The sequence below is a fragment of the Longitalea arenae genome, assembly GCF_016924755.1.
Classification (GTDB): Bacteria; Bacteroidota; Bacteroidia; order Chitinophagales; family Chitinophagaceae; genus Niastella; species Niastella arenae.
In genome coordinates, this window is the sequence record NZ_JAFFJX010000011.1 from 115,714 (window position 1) to 135,174 (window position 19,461).

General features: G+C 47.3%; 19 protein-coding genes. 12 read left to right on the forward strand and 7 right to left on the reverse strand.

From position 1 onward, the window contains the following. The first annotated feature begins 33 nt into the window (after positions 1–33). From JT717_RS20235 to JT717_RS20250, 4 genes are all read left to right on the forward strand, one after another. Positions 34–1,080, forward strand: a complete 1,047-nt coding sequence (locus JT717_RS20235; protein ID WP_205512856.1) for a radical SAM protein — start codon at positions 34–36, stop codon at positions 1,078–1,080. Positions 1,081–1,255: 175 nt separating this feature from the next. Further along, positions 1,256–2,719 (forward strand): B12-binding domain-containing radical SAM protein, encoded by a 1,464-nt coding sequence (locus tag JT717_RS20240; protein ID WP_205512857.1) that lies wholly within the window; start codon positions 1,256–1,258, stop codon positions 2,717–2,719. Further along, the gene (locus tag JT717_RS20245; protein WP_205512858.1) at positions 2,712–3,521 is read left to right on the forward strand and encodes a class I SAM-dependent methyltransferase; all 810 of its coding nucleotides are present in this window, start codon (positions 2,712–2,714) and stop codon (positions 3,519–3,521) included. The genes JT717_RS20240 and JT717_RS20245 overlap by 8 nt, the downstream gene beginning before the upstream one ends. Beyond that, positions 3,518–4,924 (forward strand): B12-binding domain-containing radical SAM protein, encoded by a 1,407-nt coding sequence (locus JT717_RS20250; RefSeq protein ID WP_205512859.1) that lies wholly within the window; start codon positions 3,518–3,520, stop codon positions 4,922–4,924. The genes JT717_RS20245 and JT717_RS20250 overlap by 4 nt, the downstream gene beginning before the upstream one ends. Before the next feature lie 200 nt (positions 4,925–5,124). On the opposite strand, the gene JT717_RS20255 is transcribed toward JT717_RS20250, so the two are convergent. Continuing rightward, positions 5,125–6,039 (reverse strand): hypothetical protein, encoded by a 915-nt coding sequence (locus JT717_RS20255; RefSeq protein ID WP_205512860.1) that lies wholly within the window; start codon positions 6,037–6,039, stop codon positions 5,125–5,127. A gap of 67 nt (positions 6,040–6,106) precedes the next feature. Here JT717_RS20255 and JT717_RS20260 point away from each other — a divergent pair, with 67 nt between their 5' ends. The 5 genes from JT717_RS20260 (at position 6,107) to JT717_RS20280 (ending at position 10,137) form a co-directional block, all read left to right on the forward strand. Then, positions 6,107–6,913, forward strand: coding sequence for a sugar transferase (locus tag JT717_RS20260; RefSeq protein ID WP_205512861.1), 807 nt, complete (start codon positions 6,107–6,109; stop codon positions 6,911–6,913). A 265-nt stretch (positions 6,914–7,178) separates the two neighbouring features. Beyond that, positions 7,179–7,727, forward strand: a complete 549-nt coding sequence (locus tag JT717_RS20265) for a YceD family protein (RefSeq protein ID WP_205512862.1) — start codon at positions 7,179–7,181, stop codon at positions 7,725–7,727. A gap of 33 nt (positions 7,728–7,760) precedes the next feature. Then, positions 7,761–7,943 carry a 50S ribosomal protein L32 gene (gene rpmF / locus JT717_RS20270; RefSeq protein WP_205512863.1) on the forward strand — a complete coding sequence of 61 codons (183 nt, stop codon included), beginning with the start codon at positions 7,761–7,763 and terminating at the stop codon, positions 7,941–7,943. A 68-nt stretch (positions 7,944–8,011) separates the two neighbouring features. Continuing rightward, positions 8,012–8,959, forward strand: a complete 948-nt coding sequence (gene plsX / locus JT717_RS20275) for a phosphate acyltransferase PlsX (RefSeq protein ID WP_205512864.1) — start codon at positions 8,012–8,014, stop codon at positions 8,957–8,959. A 203-nt stretch (positions 8,960–9,162) separates the two neighbouring features. After that, on the forward strand, positions 9,163–10,137 hold the full coding sequence (locus tag JT717_RS20280; protein ID WP_205512865.1) for a CPBP family intramembrane glutamic endopeptidase: 975 nt from the start codon (positions 9,163–9,165) through the stop codon (positions 10,135–10,137). 15 nt (positions 10,138–10,152) lie between these two features. Here JT717_RS20280 and JT717_RS20285 read toward each other — a convergent pair whose 3' ends face one another. The 5 genes from JT717_RS20285 to JT717_RS20305 form a co-directional block, all read right to left on the reverse strand. Further along, the gene (locus JT717_RS20285; RefSeq protein WP_205512866.1) at positions 10,153–10,356 is read right to left on the reverse strand and encodes a hypothetical protein; all 204 of its coding nucleotides are present in this window, start codon (positions 10,354–10,356) and stop codon (positions 10,153–10,155) included. Between the two features lie 299 nt (positions 10,357–10,655). Next, positions 10,656–10,883 (reverse strand): hypothetical protein, encoded by a 228-nt coding sequence (locus JT717_RS20290; RefSeq protein WP_205512867.1) that lies wholly within the window; start codon positions 10,881–10,883, stop codon positions 10,656–10,658. A gap of 338 nt (positions 10,884–11,221) precedes the next feature. Then, positions 11,222–11,821, reverse strand: a complete 600-nt coding sequence (locus JT717_RS20295) for a DUF4397 domain-containing protein (RefSeq protein WP_240348309.1) — start codon at positions 11,819–11,821, stop codon at positions 11,222–11,224. 352 nt (positions 11,822–12,173) lie between these two features. Continuing rightward, a complete protein-coding gene (locus JT717_RS20300) occupies positions 12,174–13,652 on the reverse strand; it encodes a DUF6600 domain-containing protein (RefSeq protein ID WP_205512869.1) in 1,479 nt (492 codons plus the stop codon). A gap of 435 nt (positions 13,653–14,087) precedes the next feature. Further along, on the reverse strand, positions 14,088–15,008 hold the full coding sequence (locus tag JT717_RS20305) for a polysaccharide deacetylase family protein (RefSeq protein ID WP_240348297.1): 921 nt from the start codon (positions 15,006–15,008) through the stop codon (positions 14,088–14,090). Positions 15,009–15,437: 429 nt separating this feature from the next. Between JT717_RS20305 and JT717_RS20310 the strand changes: the two genes are divergently transcribed. Beyond that, a complete protein-coding gene (locus tag JT717_RS20310) occupies positions 15,438–16,091 on the forward strand; it encodes a J domain-containing protein (protein ID WP_205512870.1) in 654 nt (217 codons plus the stop codon). Between the two features lie 81 nt (positions 16,092–16,172). Further along, positions 16,173–16,733, forward strand: coding sequence for a thioredoxin family protein (locus JT717_RS20315; RefSeq protein WP_205512871.1), 561 nt, complete (start codon positions 16,173–16,175; stop codon positions 16,731–16,733). Here the strand turns inward: JT717_RS20315 and JT717_RS20320 are convergent. Next, entirely contained in the window at positions 16,730–17,347 is a 618-nt protein-coding gene (locus tag JT717_RS20320) for a methyltransferase family protein (protein WP_205512872.1), read from the reverse strand. The two genes, JT717_RS20315 and JT717_RS20320, sit on opposite strands and share 4 nt — an antisense overlap. Before the next feature lie 187 nt (positions 17,348–17,534). Between JT717_RS20320 and JT717_RS20325 the strand changes: the two genes are divergently transcribed. Then, positions 17,535–19,421 carry an ABC-F family ATP-binding cassette domain-containing protein gene (locus JT717_RS20325; RefSeq protein WP_205512873.1) on the forward strand — a complete coding sequence of 629 codons (1,887 nt, stop codon included), beginning with the start codon at positions 17,535–17,537 and terminating at the stop codon, positions 19,419–19,421. The last annotated feature ends 40 nt before the right edge of the window (positions 19,422–19,461 follow it).

Sequence of the window (19,461 nt, forward strand, 5' to 3'; positions counted from 1 at the left end):
CACCATTGACCATTCACCAATGACCATTCACCAATGAAACTAACCGAACTATATCACACCTACCAGCGTTACCGGACGCTACAGACCGATGTCATCAGCGCATTGCCGGTGGTGATCCTGATGCCGCACAGCGCCTGTAACTGCCGCTGTGTAATGTGTGATATCTGGAAGGGCAACAATCACCTGAAGCAATTGACCGAGGCAGATATTAGCAGCTTGCTGGGCGCTTTCCGAAAATTTGGTACAAAGGTAGTCGTGATGTCGGGCGGTGAAGCATTGCTGAATCCCCATTTCTTCCGGTTCTGTGAGATGCTGAAACAGGAAGGCATTGCAGTTACCTTATTATCGACCGGTATTGCCATGGATAAAAAAGTTGACCAGTTATTGGAATGGGTGAACGACATTATCGTGTCACTCGATGGCGATGAAGCCCTGCACGATCAGATCAGGCAGCTACCCGGCGCCTTTCAGAAAATGCAAAAAAGCGTGCAATTGATCAAAGCCATTGACCCGAAGTACCGGATCACCGCGCGCACGGTGATCCACCGGTTGAATTTTCGGCACTGGATCCAGATCGTACACAGCGCTATGGAGATGGGGCTCGATCAGATCAGCTTTTTACCGGCGGATGTCAGCAGTCATGCATTTAACCGTTCCACTTTGTGGGATGCTGACCGGCAACAGGAAGTACTGGTGCATGAAGAAGAGCTGCCGGCCTTACAGGAAGCGGTAGCGGAACTGATCAGAGATCATCATCCCGCTATCAAAACGCATTTTATTGCCGAATCGCCGGAGAAACTGCAAAAGATCTATGGTTATTATGCGGCTTTTTATGGTAAGCAGCCTTTTCCTTATAAGAAATGTAATGCTCCCTGGGTGTCAACGGTGATTGAAGCCGATGGTACGGTGAGGCCCTGCTTTTTTCATGACCCCTTTGGCAATATTCATCAGCAAAAGCTGGAAACGATCATTAACAGTAAGGCAGCGATCGCCTTCCGGAAAAACCTGGATATGGATAAAGATGAGACCTGTGTGAGGTGTGTATGTTATTTGAATTTGTCACCCCGTGCAGACCTGTAAGGCGCCTCATTTGAGTTTGCCTTTGCAGTTGGTCGTTTGGCACCTGACAGGTCGAGCCATACATAGATATGGACCTGTCAGGATCGCGTAAACATTTTCAACGCAAGCCTCTGCCGTGAACCTGACAGGTCCTGGATCGATTCAACATTGACCATTCACGATACAAAGAACAAGAATGAATAAGACCATCCTTTTCTCGCACTCCTACTTTCTCCGCTTCGATCCCAAACAATGGGCTACCGGGCAACCCTATCCGCCGCTGGCCACCTTATATGCCGCCGCGCTGATGCGCGACAAAGGTTATGCCGTGTCTTTATTCGATACCATGTTTGCCCATAGCGCCGGTGACCTGCTGCCGGCCCTTACCCAATACCAGCCCCGCTTCTTCGTATTATATGATGACGGCTTCAACTACCTCACCAAAATGTGCCTCACCAATATGCGGGAAGCTGCTTTTGCCATGATGAAACTGGCCAAAGCCAATGGCTGCACTGTCATCGTGTCCAGCTCAGACAGTACGGATCATTTTGAACAATATTGCCGGGAAGGCGCCGACTTCGTGATTATCGGCGAAGGCGAAATGACCCTGCTGGAACTGGCAGAGGCCATCGGTAAGGATCAAAACGATTTTCAGCAAATACCGGGACTAGCATATATGCATAAGGGCACAGTGATCAAAACGCCCCGCCGCCTGGTCATGAAAGACCTCGATCTGCTGCCCCAACCCGCCTGGGACCTGGTTGATATTAGGCCTTACAGATCCATGTGGCTCAAAAGCAGCGGTTATTTCTCGCTGAATATGGTAACCACCAGGGGTTGTCCCTTCAAATGTAACTGGTGCGCCAAACCGATCTATGGCAATCGCTACAATGCCCGCTCACCGGAAAAGGTAGTGCAGGAACTATTATGGCTGAAAGAAAAATTCCGGTTCGATCATATCTGGTTTTGCGACGACATCTTTGGACTGAAACCAGGTTGGGTGCATGCTTTTGCCAACGAAGTAGAACGGTCGCAATTGTCGTTCCGCTTCAAGATCCAGGCACGCGCCGATCTCTTATTACAGGAAGATACCATTAAAGACCTGGCCCGGGCGGGTTGTTTCAATATCTGGATGGGCGCCGAAAGCGGTTCTCAAAAAATCCTCGACGCCATGGATAAAGGCACTACCGTTGAACAGATCTACCAGGCCACCCGCTTATTAAAACAACATGGCATTCATCCGTCTTTTTTTATACAGTTTGGTTATCCGGGCGAAACCAGGGAAGATATCGCAAAAACCATCCGGATGATCAAAGATCTGCTGCCATTTGAAATGGGTATCTCGGTCTCCTATCCATTACCCGGTACGCCATTTTACGAACGGGTAAAAGCCGAGCTCAATAACAAATCGAACTGGACAGATTCTGATGAGTTATTGCTGATGTTCCGGAATACCTATCCGCCCCGCTTTTATAAAAAGCTGCACCGCTATGTGCACCATGTCTTCCGCAAACAACAGGGCTGGGTAGCTTTCCGGCAACTTATAAAAAATCCTTTCGCAGTGTCCATCAGCGATTGTAAAAAAATAGCGTCTGCCTGTTGGCATATGCCTTCCCTGCTGATAGAACGTATGCAATTAAACCGGTATGCGCATGAGTAGAGCAAGCACCTTCGATGTACTGGCAGCTGACTATGATGCTGTGTTCACCGAAAGCCTTATTGGCCAGGCCCAGCGCCGGATAACACACAAATGGTTGCGTCCCCTGCTGAGCGGCCAAACAGTTTTACAACTGCTCGAGATTAACTGCGGTACCGGCGCCGATGCCTGCTGGATGGCAGAACAAGGCCATTATGTAACGGCCACCGATGGCTCCGCTGCCATGATCTTCAAAGCACAGCAAAGAACAGCGATCACTGCTTTACCGCACGCACCGGTATTTCAAACCTGCTCGTTTGATGAATTGCAAACGGCCTTCCAGGGCCGCCGCTTCGATTGTATCGTTTCCAATTTTGCAGGTTTGAACTGTGTATCGCCTGCAGCGATGAAGGATTTGTCGGTCCAGCTACAATCGTTATTAAAACCAGGCGGTTACCTGGCCATCGTCTTATTCGGCAAATATTGTTGGTGGGATACTTTGTATTACCTCTTCAAAGCCCGGCCGGCCCAGGCATTCAGAAGATGGACTAACAAAGAAGTATTGGTGCCGCTTTCCCCAACAGTGAAACAACCGGTTTATTATTATTCCGTAAAAACATTCACCCGGTTCTTGTCGCCTTTACAGTTGATCCGGAAAAAACCGGTGGGGCTATGCATCCCCCCTTCCTGGCTGGAACTGTACATACAGCAACATCCCCGCTTTTTCCAGACCCTGGTAAAAGGCGAAGATATCCTGGGAAGTATGACCCTGTTTGCCAGTTTGGCCGATCACGTTTTCCTGTTATTTAAAAAAGAGCTGACATGAAGATTCTGCTAACACACGGATATTTTTTAGAAGAAGACGCCAAAGAACAAGCCATCATGCGGCCCTATGTTCCGCTGGGCATCCTGTATATTTCCGCCTATCTCGAGCAATACGGGTATGAAAATGATGTATTCGATAGCACTTTTTCTTCATTCGATAAACTCTGCCTGCGGTTACTAGAGCAACCACCGCAGGTCATTGGCATTTACACCAACCTGATGACGAAACTGAACGTACTGTGCATTATCCGGTTCATCAAAAGCACTACCGCATTACAACATACGAAGATCATCCTGGGCGGACCAGAAGTAAGGAATCATGCCCTGAAATTCCTGGAGCATGGCGCCGATTTCATTGTTTCAGGCGAAGGGGAACAGACCATGCTGGAGCTGGTGCAATTTATAGAAGGTACATTTCCCGGTGATCTGGCTGATATTGAAGGGATCTCATACCTCGATACAGCAAAGAACCTGCTACAAAATAAAGAACGCACTAGACTAAAGAACCTCGACGTTTTGCCTTTTCCCAACCGGCATAAAGTAATCCTCTCTTATTATTTCGATGCCTGGAAAGGCCGCCATGGCACCAGCACCATCTCGGTAAGTACTATGCGCGGCTGCCCCTATAGTTGTAAATGGTGCAGCCGGGCGGTATACGGACAAAGCTACCGGCGCAGAACCCCGGCAAAAGTGGTGGATGAGATCGAGCAGATCAAAGCCAACTATGCGGTGGACAGCCTCTGGTTTGTAGATGATGTTTTTACGGTCAGTCATGTCTGGCTTGAACAGTTTACCGAGGAGATAACCCGCCGTGATCTAGTGATGCCTTACGAATGTATTACCCGGGCAGATAGAATGAATGAAGAAGTGATCATCAACTTAAAGAAAAGTGGTTGTTTCCGGGTATGGATAGGCGCAGAAAGCGGTTCTCAAAAAATAATTGATCTCATGGATCGCCGCGTGGAAGTGCAGCAGGTGCAGCAAATGATACAGCTGGCGCGCAAATATGGGCTGCAGGCCGGCACCTTCATTATGGTGGGTTATCCCGGCGAAACGAATGAGGATATTTATGCCACCGTACAACATTTAAAAAATGCCGATCCCGACCTGTTCACCATTACAGTGGCCTACCCCATTAAAGGAACGCCCCTCTATGCAGAAGTGGAAGACCGCTTTATTACCCACCTGCCCTGGGACAGCAGTACCGACCGGGACATTGACTTTACCAGAACCTATAACAGGAAGTATTACGACTATGCGATACAAATGATCAACCTGGAAGTGAACTACCACAAGGCGTTGAAGAAACCAGTTGCTAATTTGTTCAGGCTGCCAATGCTCAAACTAAGGTCTACCCTGGCCAAAGGGCATATGTGGCTGGAAGCAAGGAAGCCGATTAGCTAATTTGCTGATGTGCTAATTTGCTGATGTGCTAATTTGAGAATGTGATGATGTGACAATGTGATAATGAAATACACCGGTATCGGATGACATTACTATTGAGAATGTGAACGTATATCCTAAAGCTTAAAAATCAGAACTATGAACCGAAAACTTTGAACTTGGAACCATGAACTGAGAACTGTGAACTTAGAACCTTGAACCTAGAACTTTGAACTATGAACAGAGAACTGGTTTAACTTGGTGGCATAAGTTTCCAGCACTTTTTTCTGAAAGAAGTTGGGGTTTGGTTTTGAAAAATGCTTTCCGGTTTCTAATCCCATAAGATCTCCATGTGTATTGGTCCTTTTCAATAGTTCTTTTTTCTTCCAGCGGCGGGAGGTGATATGCATTAAAAAAGAGTCAAGGGCATCGCCAAGCCGGTTATCCAGCATCCATTCCAGCGCTTTTTTAAACCAGCCGGAACGGGTCGTTAGCATAGATGGTTTACCGATGGACTGATTGGGAAAATATTCTACAGTCCAATTGTTCTGATTGTAAAATGTATCCATGGTACCATTGCCGCAAACCGGCAAGAGGGTTATGAGTTCAGTGGCGGTGAAGATATTCTGTTCATGAATGCACATGGCTTCTTCATCAATATAATAGTTCATGCAGTACCAGTGTTGATGTCCTGTGATATAGGTCAGTTTTTTGAAAAGGTGCATGAGTGTTCGGGCTATCCACAAGCGATTTCTGCAGGTAATTATAAAAAAATCAATATCGGTATCCTGGTCAGCGAAGTTCTTTGATAAGGAGCCGGAAATACCGATCCCACGCACAAAAGGGAACTGGTATAAAAAGCCGCCAACACGGTAAGCCGTCTTTAACAATTGCGCCGCCTTATGATTACCATCAGTTCTTCTTGTACACAAAGCCGGATCAGCTTGTAAAGAGTAAAAATTACCCAATTGAAAAAGGCGCTGATCCTGTACCAGTTGTTTCAATGCCCGCGCTACTGCATCCATTGCTACCGGTTGATCCAGAAAATAGTAGATCTCTTCCCTGGTTAGCGGATAATTAAAAATATCAAAATACGCTAATGCTTTTATGATGCTTTGTTCAGCTTGTACAGGCATTCAATAAGTATTTAATGAAAAAGCAACTGTATAAATATATTGGCCGTATAGTTGTATTAAGAATACTATGATTCGTGAAAAAAGGTTGCCTGCATTGAAAAGGACCATCCTGCGCAAATACGTTGATACCAAAAAGGGTTATTTCGTTTGCAAACGAATAGTGGATGTATTGTTTGCAACGGTCGTAATCATTACTATACTTAGTTGGTTATTACCGGTGCTGGCATTACTGATAAAATGTACATCTAAAGGTCCTGCATTCTTCCTGCAAAAAAGAACCGGCCGTGGGGGCAGATCATTCACCTGCTATAAGCTGCGTACACTCGTTCATAACCCGGCCGCGCAGCCTAAGCACATGGCCGTACATGAGGAGCCTGTTACAGCCCTGGGGCGGTTCCTGCGGCAGTCGAACCTTGACGAACTGCCCCAGTTCTTTAATGTGCTGGCAGGCAGTATGAGCATTGTTGGTCCGCGCCCCCATATGCATGCCGATTGTGATGCTTTTGGGGAATTAATTCCCGGGTACAAATTCCGCAACCTGGTAAAACCAGGCATTACCGGGCTGGCCCAGGTAAAAGGATATCATGGTAAAGTGGTAAGCCGCGACTGTATCTTTAAAAGATTTGAATGGGATGCCTGGTATGTTCAGCACGCCAGCCTTTCACTGGACATATATATAATAAATGCTACCGCCTGGAACCTGCTGCTTTTCCTGGCAGGAAAGAAAAAAAGCCAGCCTCAACCACTGGAGACAGAAGAAGATACCATGCTGCAGGCGCCTGGGTTTAGCCCGGCCCTGATGAGCCGGGCCGATGGACTGCCGGCCATTGCAGAAAAAGAACTGCAAACCAGGAATTCCGAACTTTCCAACTGATGCGTGATACCGCTTGAAGGCAGGGCCTTTGCCGCCGGCAAAGGCTCATCTTTTTTATAATATCATCTATGGAGGCTGGTCAGAAGTGCTGGCTGAGGTAGTTAGGGACTTAAAAGCCATGCTTTTATAGTAATTTTGAACTGAAATCGGGGATATCGGGGTAAGGATGCTGGCTGTTGCAGCTATTTTTGCCATTTTTTTGCGATAAGCTTTAGCTGTTTGCCTGAGAATCCCTACCTTTGCAAACTCTTTAAAAGGGTAGTTCATGAATAGCCGTCGGAATTATGATATTGCTTTTGTAGGATTGAAACCGGGCCTTCATGAGTTTGAATATACCGTCGACGATAAGTTCTTTGTAGAATACCAGGAACAGGACTTCCGGAATTGCACGGCGCACGTTAAACTGGCGCTGGAAAAGCAAAACGGCTTTATGCTGTTGAAATTTGAGATCGGCGGCAAACTGGAAGTTAGCTGTGATCGCTGTGGCAATAACCTGCCGCTGGAATTGTGGGACGAGTTCAACATTGTTGTAAAAATGGTGGATGAGCCCGATGTAATGAACGAACAGGAAGAAGATCCCGACGTGTATTACATCTCAAAGGGTGAAAGCCATTTGCACATTGCCGACTGGATATATGAATTTGTGAACCTGAGTATTCCTATGCAACGGATGTGTTCTGAAGATGAATTGGGCGGACCGCATTGCAACAAAGAAGTGCTGGAGATGCTTAAAAAACTCGAGGAGCAGAAACAAACATCCAACAATCCTTTATGGAAGGGATTGGAGAAATTTAAAGATCTGGAAGACAGTTGATTTTTTTAAAATTGAAGTTATAAATCTGAGTGTATGCCTAATCCAAAACGGAGACATTCCCAACAACGGGGTGCTAAAAGAAGAACACACTATAAGGCTGAAAAAGTAACCTTGAGCAAAGACAGCACTACAGGTGAAACGCATGTTCGCCATCGCGCTCACGTAAGTGAAGGTAAATTATATTATAAAGGGAAAGTAGTTATTGAAAAGGCTTAATGGAATACGTTAAGCTCCTTTGTAATCTCCTTTATTCATTATAATATAATAAGCCTCGTTGCCGGAAAATGACTATCTGTTTAGACATGATGGGCGGAGACTTCGCACCGCTGGAAGCAGTAAAGGGCATCCGGGACTACCTGGCAGAAGCTGAAAATCCGGCTCTGTTGTTTCTGGTGGGTGATGAAGCGCAGATCAATCCTTTGCTGCAGCAATATCAGATCCCGGCCGATAAGGTACGCGTTTTTCACGCCCCACAGGTAATTGATTATAACGAATCTCCTACCAAAGCGCTGAAAGAAAAGCAGCAATCATCCATTGCTGTTGGTTTTCACCTGCTGGCATCTGGGAAAGCGGGCGCTTTTATCAGCGCCGGAAATACCGGGGCCATGCTGGTTGGTGCTATGTATAGCATTAAACCCATCGAAGGTGTTCAGCGCCCCACTATCTCAACCATCATTCCAAAAGACAACGGAAACACCGGTCTGTTGCTCGATGTTGGCCTCAATGCCGACTGTAAACCCGAGCACCTGAACCAGTTCGCCCTCCTGGGTTCGCTGTATGCGAAGCATATCCTGGGCATTGATAATCCGCGTGTTGCTTTGCTGAATATCGGTGAAGAAGAAGGTAAGGGTAACCTGTTGGCGCAAGGTACCTATCCCCTGCTGAAAGAAAATGAGCAGATCAATTTCGTAGGCAATGTGGAAGGACGGGATATCCTGCTCGATAAAGCCGATGTAATGGTGTGCGATGGATTTACCGGAAATGTGATCCTGAAAATGGCTGAATCATTATACGAGATCACGCACCGCAAAGAGATCAAACACGATTACCTCGATCGCTTTAATTTTGAGCTCTATGGCGGAACCCCCGTGCTGGGTGTTGCCAAACCGGTGATCATTGGCCATGGCATTTCTCACGCCAAAGCCTTCAGTAATATGATCCACCTGGCGCAGAAAATGATCGCCACCGACCTGCTGGGTAAAATGAAGACCAGTATCACGCCGAACGCTTAACGCGGAACGCAAAACGCCGAACACGCCAACTATATCATTTAATATAAACGCCCATCCTGGTGTAACCGGGATGGGCGTTGTTTTTTGGTTCAATGGTTAATTGTGGTTCTACTGGTGCCAGCTGCGCCGGCCGGCAGCTTATTTTTGGCTTTTGTGATTTTTGTAGATACCTTCCGCAGCCAACACACAATTGATATTTACAGATGAATGAGATCATTGGTTACCTGAAGAACTACTTCCAATCCATCAACCGCACCGTTTTCCTGCTCATTACCCTGCTTGTAGCCATCGCCATCACCTGCAATTATACCCTTGGCATTGAACGTGCTATCGTTGCGTTTCAATCCTGGCCCCTGCGAATCGCCGGCTTTTTCCTGCTCTTTGCCTTTATCTTTTCCCTGGCCTGGCTGCTGCAATTTCTTCTGGCCCCGGAAACCATACCACTTTCCGCTGGCAGGCTCCCCATGCCCGCAGGACCGGAATCCGCCGGAAGCCGGATCTTTTTCATGCTGCTAATGGCAGCACCAGCTATTTTTGCCCTGAAGATCAGCTTTGACGTGGTCTCGCGTACCCTTACGGCGCCGTTAGCGTTTCCCTGGAACCAATATTGGTACAAGGTGCTCGACTGGCCATTAAAATTGTTGGTAGTAGCCCTGCCCGTGGTCGCCATCTGGCGCCTGGGCCGTTTTGATGATCCAATGGCCGGTTTGCAGGGCAAAGGGTTCCAGCTTCGGCCTTATCTGTTGTTATTGCTGTGTATGGTGCCGCTGATCGCCTTTGCGGCCACCCAGCCTGATTTCCTGCACACCTATCCCAAGGTGCAGCGCATTGATGTGCTGGATCAATACGTGACCAATAGCCTTCCCTGGAAAGTGTTGTACGAGCTTTCTTATGGGATCGACTTTTTGACCATCGAATTCTTCTTTCGCGGATTTTTGGTGCTTGCATTTGCACGCTTTGCCGGTAAACATGCCATACTACCGGTAGCGGCATTCTACTGTGCTATACATTTCGGAAAGCCCCTGTTTGAATGTATCACCTCTTATTTCGGGGGCATCATTCTTGGCGCTGTAGTGTACAATACACGTAGTATCTGGGGAGGATTAATACTTCACCTCGGTATTGCCTGGCTCATGGAGCTGGCAGGCTACCTGGGGCATGTTTATAAAGGAGTGTAAAGCACCTATGCTGGATTACAGCAAATAAAGATTTTTCTGTTTAATATAAGCACAAAATGGATATTCCCGGGCAATGGCGTTTAAACGGGCCACTGTTTCTTCGCTGGGCGGAGTGGGTTGTACATTCTCACGCAGGAGCTTATCTGCAATAGTGCTGTTTTCGAAGGTGGGCGTTGCTGTGCTCGTAGCGGTTGCCAATGTGAAAGTTTTCTTTTTCATGCGCCAAAAATTTACAAGTAGTGAAAAAATGTAATTGAACAGGCTTTCCGTTGGATACGTGCTACTAAAATCAGGACGACTTCATATGGCAGAAAAAAGAAAGAATCGGAATTCGTTTAATCTATGGCAAGTAGGAAACAAGGAAGAAAGTACTTAGGAAAATGATCTACTCAAAGATAGACCAAAAAATGTAAATGAGCCAGCTTTTAACAAAAAATATAAGTGCCCAGTACCTGAAAAACGGGTTTATAAAGACAAGTACTTAGGTACACCCATAGTTTTATTCATATGCCATTTAATCACAATGGATCATTTACTTTCTGTTTATAGTATACGCAAAAAGGATATTCCTGCGCAATGCGATTTAGCTGTGCTATAACCTCTTCACTGGGTGGCGAAACTTTATTTACTATCTTAACCGGCTGCTCGCTGATGGTCTTTCTCTTCTTTATGCGGCGCGTATACTTCCGGGTGATAGCAGGCAACTCCAAAGCAGGAGCATACATAGTTGCCGATGTTTTCTTCATGCGTTAAATCTTTATTATGGTTATGAGATGATGGTAAACTAAATATGTATGTGCCACAACATGTGAATTGTGCACGTGCTACTACAAACATCAGGATAACCAGATCATTCAACGGGTACCTGCTAAAGAGGACGTGAGTGAGGATTAACTATTCAAAATAAAGTTCGAGAACTGAGCTGTAATAATTGCGTTTTGAAAGTTATCAAATTTAGACCTTTTTGATATATAATCCATATTTTTTAACCAATTCAGCTAATAAAAAAACCGGATGACAAACAATGATCATCCGGTTGCTTATAAATCAATTACTACTATCAAACGTTGTTCACACGCCGATCCTAATCAGCTGCCTGCAGTATTTCCAGGCCGAACTGATTCTTATCTGTTCCACCTTTGATACCCTTCAGAAAGATGGTATAAGCCTGCCCCTGCGCCAGGAAAACCGAAGTCCTTTGGGCAATGACTGAATCGGCACCCGCCTTCTTTACTATAATATTATAAGTATTGGGAACCGTTCCGGTGAACTGGTTAAAGAAATCGCTTTGCGTATTATCAGCATGCTGACGGCCGGTCTCAATTTGCGAATTGTCTAAATACACATCTACTTCGCCAATATCCGGGCTCATATGGAAAAACCGGTAATAGGCTTTGTCAGCTGTGAGCACCCGGTAATCATCCCTGATCCTGACTGCGCCCACATGGGTAGAGTCGATATTATACAGCAAGAGCGTATTATATTGAAGGGAGTCGTATAGGCCGGTACCCAGACTGGCCACCACGCTATCGCTGCCCGTTTTCTTAAAAACGACGCCATAAGCCCCCGGCTCAAGCGCGGAATAAGCATCCGCCACCATACCTGGTGTTATTGAGGAAGATGCCGGCTGGGAATTTCCATTGAAAAAGACCTGGATGGCAGGTGCCCTGGGCGCCAGATGCATTAATGACAAATATGTTTTTGGTGTAGGAGGGGTGGTTTGTGTCTCCTTCAAACAGCCACTTAACAACAAGGATAAAAAAGACAGTGCGCCCAAAGCCAAAAAAACATTTTTTCTTACTTGCACAGTTTTCATTTTTAGTTTAAAATATAATTATGGTGTTTAAACCTGGTGGCAACTTCACCAACTGGCCGGCTATCAGACCGCGAATGTACCAATTAGTTTAGCTGGATATAATGATTTTCTGGCCTTTATGACAATCAGCCAATAGGCTCCGTTGCACCCGCTTTTATATTATAGCTGCTTATAAAGTAAAAAGGGCTCATTCAGCCCTTTTTGTATCGAAAAAATCATTTTATCCCTGCCGGATCCAGCCGCCACGTCCCTGCCCCCGATCACCGCGGTTCTCTCCACCCTGGGGTGCTGTCCGCTGCTCCCGGCCAAACCCGCCCCTGTCTTCCTGGCTGCGGCGTTCAAACTGCGGTTGCTGCTGGGGCCTTTCGCGCATCAAACGCTCCTGTTGCTGCCTTCTTTCTTCAAACTGCCGGCGGTTGTTTTCGGCCTGGTTATTTCGTTCCTGCATTATGCGCTGCTGCCGGTCACGTTCTTCGAACAAACGGCGGCTGTTCTCTGCCTGGGCATTCCGCTCGCGAATCAAACGCTCCTGCTGTTGCCTCCTTTCTTCAAACTGCCGGCGATCATTATCCCCGCTCCTTTCCCGGATCATCCGTTCGGGCTGCTGCCGCCTTGCTTCGAATGGATGGCGGTTGTTTTCGGCCTGGTTATTTCGCTCCCGCATCATGCGCTGCTGCCGGTCACGTTCTTCGAAGAAACGGCGGTTGTTCTCTGCCTGGGCATTCCGGTCGCGCGTCATGCGCTGTTGATCGGCTCTTTCCTCAAATGGGCGGCGAACGTCTTCCCCACTCCTTTGCCGCATCATTCGATCCGGTTGCGACCTGTCTGCAAAACGACGGTCATTGTTACCGTGATTGGTTTCGAAACGCCGGTTCTCGCGCCTTCCATCGGCCATGTTCTGCTGTTGATCGCGGTTGAACCGCTGCACCCTTTCAGGCGCATAGCGGGCATTATCGCGGTTTACCCGGGGCCGGTAGATCGCCACTTCATTGTTGCGATAATTGGTTCTGCCTGGCCTGGCGGCGTCCCGCACCGACACGCTGCGAAACGGATCCCTGGCATAGCGGGCTACCTCTCGGTGGCCGGGCCCCGTGCGGAACACGTTCCGTTCATGATGATAATTATTAATGATAGTAGTGTTGTTAATAATGGTAGTGTTCCGTTGCACGTTGACGTAATAATTGGAAACACGCGGCGAAGCGATGTACTGCCTGTCTACAAAACACCAGTAATTAGCAGGGGGGTTATAATGGCCGAACGAAAGATTTACACTAAGCTGGAATTGCGGACCCAATGGCGCCCAGCCATAATAACTTCCGCCGCTGCGCCAGCAAACCCAGGCCGGAGACCATTCATAACCGGGCATCCACAGCCAGCCATAATAGTCATCGTAAAACCAGCGGCCATAGTGGAAAGGCGCCCAGCCCCAGCTGTAATTCGACACCCACATCCAGCCAAAATCATCTGTAAAGACCCAATGGCCGTTGGTGCTATAAGGTCTGAAGCCGGCGCCGATATCAGGGCGCCATACATAACCGTATTCAGGATAATCAATCCAGTTTCCATATGGCTCCAGCTCGTTGTAGAACGTCTGGTAAGAAACCTGCACCGATACCTGGGCAGTTGCTTTATGAGAGGCACTGCCAAACAGCAATACCATGAGTATTGTCGAAGTGCTGATTGCTTTGCATCGTTTCATTTAGGTATATTTTAGCATACACGATCGGGAGAGAAGTCAGGCTTGCGGCTTATTTCTTCCTTATCAAGATAAAACGAATACAATGCCAGCGTTCAGGCAATTATGTCTTTTACAAATACTTTATGTGAAGAAAGGTATAAAACTGATGTGCTGATGTGCTGATGGCTGGTGAAAAACGGTTCCGATAATCAATGAGGCCCTGAAAGAATGTGATAATGTGATAATTCGATAATGTGATAATGAAATGCAACAGTTCCTATAACCAGGAGATTGTAAAAGAATGTGACAACCCGGTTACCGGGACAAGTTGTGATAATTCGATAATGGAATAATGAAATACAGTGGAAATGGTAAAGGTGTGAAACGTTACAGGCCCCTGTAACTTCTAACCAGGAACCTGTAACGCAGAAAACGACAACCGGCAACCGGTAGCAATTAATAATATTTAAAGCCCGTGCGCATCGCTTTATATAATGCAGTGGGTTTCATAGCAGGTACAATAATGCGGCGAATGGTGAACAAGGGATCCTGTTCGTCGCGTGGTGCATACAACTGGAATGCAGCGATCATACCTCTTTTCTTCAGTTCGGGAATCGCCTGCGGATTCCACAAACCAAACGGATAAGCAAAGTATTTGATCGGCTTGCCGGTAATAGCTTCAAGCTGTTTGGTAGGCTTTTCAATTTGCGTTACCCAGTCATTTCCCTGGTATTTTTTCACATTGTGGTGATCCCAGGTATGTGAAGCAATGGTATGTCCTTCATCGGAAAGATCTTTGATCTGTTCTTTGGTCATGTATCTCGGGCGGCCGATAGATACGGTCATCACAAAGAACACACCTTTGAAATTATATTTGTCCATGATGGGCTTGGCCACCGTGTATTGATCCAGGTCGGTATCATCGAAAGTGAGCATGACCGGCTTGGAAGGTAACGGCGTTCCTTCATTCAGATAAGCATACAACTGATCGGGCAGGATCGTATGGTAACCACTATCGGCCAGCATTTTCATTTGTTCGGCAAATGAAGCCGGTGGAACAATATACGCCTGGGCTGTTTTTGAATCAGTAGGCTTCCAGTCACGGATCTGGTGATAACATAAAATGGGAACTTCCGGTCTGTCGAGAATGGTTTTGGGATCAGCTACTTTGATACCATCGACAGAAGGCATGGGCGCCGCTTTTTCAGAGGCTGGAGCAGTTCCTGCGGGCTTTGACAGTTCAGGTGTGGATTTACCGCTTACATCAGCGGCATTCGCTGAGGGACCAACCTGGCAATTGGCTGCCATAAAACAAAAGAAAGCAATTACAAGAATAGCTATCAATTCAGGCTTCGAACGAAAAGTATGTGTTTTCATAGAACGTCGCAAACTTACGTAAAATAGGCATTGAATAAACGGACAATACCGTTGATTTGTTGTAAAATGTACTATGCAGCGCTTATTTTTTTTGCACATTCTGGCAGCAGGCAACAGCTTTGCAGTTTTTACGATAAAACAACACCAAATACACTTAGCGAAATTCCGGTAATACTATTAGGTGGCTAGTGGCAATTGGCGAGCGGCGGGTGGGAATAGCAAGTAGAAAAAGGCAGCAATGGCAAATGGCGAGTGGCGAATGGGGAATGGCAGAAATGACGCGAGAGTCGCTAAATGTCGCGAGTGACGAATAAAAGCACCACTAGCTACTAACTATCAGCCACTAGTTACTCACTCACCGTTTAACCGTAGCTTTGCCCTTCATCATTGACCATTGCCCATTGACCATTCACCATTGACCATTGCCCAATGAATCAGGTAAAAGACTATTATAAAATTCTCGGTCTGCCCTCGACCGCTTCCCTGCAGGAGATCAAACGCTCATTCAGGCGGCTGGCGCAGCAATACCATCCCGACAAACATGGTGGTAGTCATATGGCGGCAGCCCAGTTCCGGGAAATACAGGAAGCGTACAAGACACTGAGCGACCCAAAAAAGCGGGAAGCCTACCATTATCAACGCTGGTATGTGCGCAGCACCGGTAACTCATTTGCCAGCGCCCCGCTCACCCCTGCCCGTATCCTGCAGGAATGCCGCCTGCTGCAACAGTATGTTGCCTCCATGAATATCTTTCACCTTCGTTATGATGCCGTGAGCCTGCATATTCGCGATTTACTGACAGATAATGCCATTGGCATTTTGCATGAACAGCATAATACAACCATCAACCGCGAGATCATTCAAAGCGTGTTGACCGCCGCCCTGCCCCTGCCTAAGAAATTCTTTATGCCCATCGCTGAACGGTTGCTACGCTTGGCCGGTGATGATGCCACCGCCCTATCATCCATACAACAGGCAATGGCCAATAAAAAGCAACGTCATGTGTGGGATAAATACAAATGGGTGCTGGTGCTGGTGATTACCGCATTGATCATGTGGCTGATGTACCGCTATGGCCTTTAACATGGCCAAAACCATTTGAGAAAACAGCTGTTTAGATATAGAACCTGGTAACAATTAAACGCGACACTTTATACATTCATTATGGCACGCACACCTTCTGTTATGACAGCACTGGGCAAAAAAGCACCCGACTTTACCTTGCCCGATACGGTTAGTGGAAAAGAGTTTTCGCTGCAGGATTTAAAAGGCGCCACCGCCACCGTGATCATGTTCATCTGCAACCATTGCCCTTTTGTAAAACATGTGAATACCGAACTTGTACAATTGGCGAATGACTATAAAAACAAGGGCATCGGTTTTATTGCCATCAGCTCCAATGATGTGGCCGGTTATCCGCAGGATGGTCCCGATCAGATGAAACTGGTGGCCGAACAACTGAAGTATCCATTCCCCTATTTATACGATGCGTCACAGGATGTGGCCAAAGCATATGAAGCAGCCTGCACACCCGATTTCTTTATTTTCGACAGCAAGCTGGTGCTGGTCTATCGCGGTCAGCTCGATGATGCACGCCCTGGCAACGACAAACCGGTCACGGGATCAGATATCCGCAATGCATTGGATCATTTGATCGAAGGAAAGCCCGTTCCGGCTGACCAGAAACCAAGCATTGGCTGCAATATCAAATGGCGGGAAAGTTAAGTGCTTCCGGGAGCGCGCGGTACGGTCAGGCGCGGGATCAGCATGGGAACCGTTTGTTGATAGCGCCGGTATTGCTCCCCGAACTGAGCCACCAGCTTTTTTTCTTCCAACCGGGCGCCAAAAACCGTGTACAGCGTTATAACCAGACAGGCCAACAGATTATTCAGGTAAGGAAATAAGAGGAAGAGCGACCAGATAAAGAGCAAAGTGCCGAAATACAGCGGATGCCGGACATAGCGGTGCATTCCACCCTGCTCCAGCGCCAGCGGCGCTTCTTCTTTATAAAATACGCTGATGCCACTGAGTGAGAAAAAGTATTTCCTGATCACTACCGCCATGATAGCTAGGCCCGCCAGCGCAGGTAAACAGCACAAGAGCATTAGCCAACCGGGCATTATGAATAAGAAGTGGCTGTCCATCGTGTATTGAAACACGAGGATACCAATGAGGGTGACCGCCGCAAACACCGAATAGGAAAAATGATAATATTTATACCTGGCTCCCAGCCAGCGCTGCATGAGGCGCTTCCACCCATCGGCCGCCAGTACGCTGTGCAGTATCCCGAATAGCAGCCATAAGAGCACGAGGATAATATGGTTGATGAGATAAACCAATCAGTACTTTACTGTAAGTTACGTGCCAGCGGGCAATGAAAATACAGTTACAGGTTACAAGTTGCAGGGGAACAGGGGCGAGCACGAGCTGCATCTTGAAACACAGCAACCTGGGACTTGTAATTGCAACCGGTTGCAGGCAACCGGCGCCTGGTGACCGGTAACTGTTTTCAACTATCTTTGCGCCATGCATTATGTATCTGTAGAAGCGCTCGGCAAGTCGTTTGGCGTAAAACCATTGTTTGAGAATATTTCTTTTCACGTTGAAGAAGGCGATAAAATAGCGCTGGTAGCCCGTAACGGCAGTGGCAAAAGCACCCTCTTGCGGATCCTCGCGGGTAAGGAAACGGCCGATAGCGGCACGGCCTGGATCAATAAAGAAGTGACCGTAGCGCTGTTTGAGCAGGACCCTGTTTTCGATGAAAAGGGCTCGATACTCGACAATATCTTCTACCATAATCACCCCGTTATCAATGCCATCAGGGAATATGAAGCGATCAGTGAAGAAGGTGACCCCGAAAAACTGGGTGCAGCCATTGTAAAAATGGATGAGCTGGGCGCCTGGGACTTCGACGCCAAGGTAAAACAGATCCTGGGCAAACTGAATATTCATCACCTCAACCAGCCGATAAATACCCTTTCCGGCGGTCAGCGAAAACGCGTTGCCCTGGCCAAAACGCTGATCGATATCGGCTTTGAACATAAACATGTGCTACTGATCATGGACGAGCCTACCAACCACCTGGATATAGAAATGGTGGAATGGCTGGAAAATTATCTCGATCAGCAAAATGTTACGCTGCTGCTGGTGACCCACGACCGTTATTTCCTGGATTCGGTATGCGAAGAGATCTGGGAACTGGATGGCAGCGAGCTCTTCGTTTACAAAGGCGATTATGAGAATTACATCGAGAAGAAAGCGGCCCGCCAGGAAAGCGATGCTGCCAGCATAGAAAAAGCACGCAATACCTACCGTAAGGAGCTGGAATGGATGCGCAAACAGCCCAAAGCGCGCACGACCAAAAGCAAAAGCCGCCAGGATAATTTTTACAAGATAGAAGCCAAAGCCAAGAAGCGCATTGAAGATGCACAGCTGGAATTGCAAATGAAAATGAACCGCCTGGGCGGTAAAGTGATCGAATTGAAGAAAGTGTACAAGAGCTATGGCGATAAACCGATCCTGAAAGGTTTCGATTACACTTTTAAAAAAGGCGAACGCATTGGCGTGGTGGGTAAAAACGGCGTTGGGAAGTCCACCTTCCTGAATATCCTGCAGGGTTTGGAAACGGCCGACAGCGGCAAGATCAATATTGGTGAAACGGTCATTTTCGGCAACTACTCGCAGCAGGGACTGGTGCTGAAAGAAGATATGCGGGTAATTGAATTTGTTAAAAGCATGGCTGAAAGCTTTCCGCTGGCCAGTGGTGGCGCATTAAGCGCCGCGCAGTTCCTGCAATTATTCCTCTTTCCGCCCGAGCAGCAATACACCTATATTTCCAAACTCAGCGGTGGTGAAAAAAGGCGCCTGCATTTATTATCCATCCTCTTCCGCAATCCCAACTTCCTGATACTCGACGAACCTACCAATGACCTCGATCTGCCTACACTTGGCGTACTGGAGAACTTCCTCAGCGATTATCCCGGTTGTTTACTGATCGTATCCCATGACCGGTATTTTATGGACCGTCTCGTTGATCACCTTTTTGTGTTTGAAGGCGATGGCGTTATCCGCGACTTCCCGGGTAACTATTCCCAATACCGGTTATGGTTAAAGGATAAAGAAGAAGAGGAAAAAACTGATACAAAAGCAGCCGCAAAAACAGAAGTGAAACCCGCCGCGGCCGCAGCGCCTGAAAAGCGGAAATTATCGTATAAGGAAAAAAGGGAGTTTGAACAATTGCAGCAGGATATAACCAGGCTGGAACAAGAAAAAGCAACCATTACGGAGCAATTGAACAGCGGCTCTTTGCCTTTTGACCAGTTGCAGCAATTATCGGTGCGCATAAGCGAGATCACCAACCTGCTGGATGAAAAGGAAATGCGTTGGTTGGAATTGAGTGAGTTCGAAGGATAAAGTTGCCTTACAAGTTCCAGCTTACGTGAAATTCAGTTAC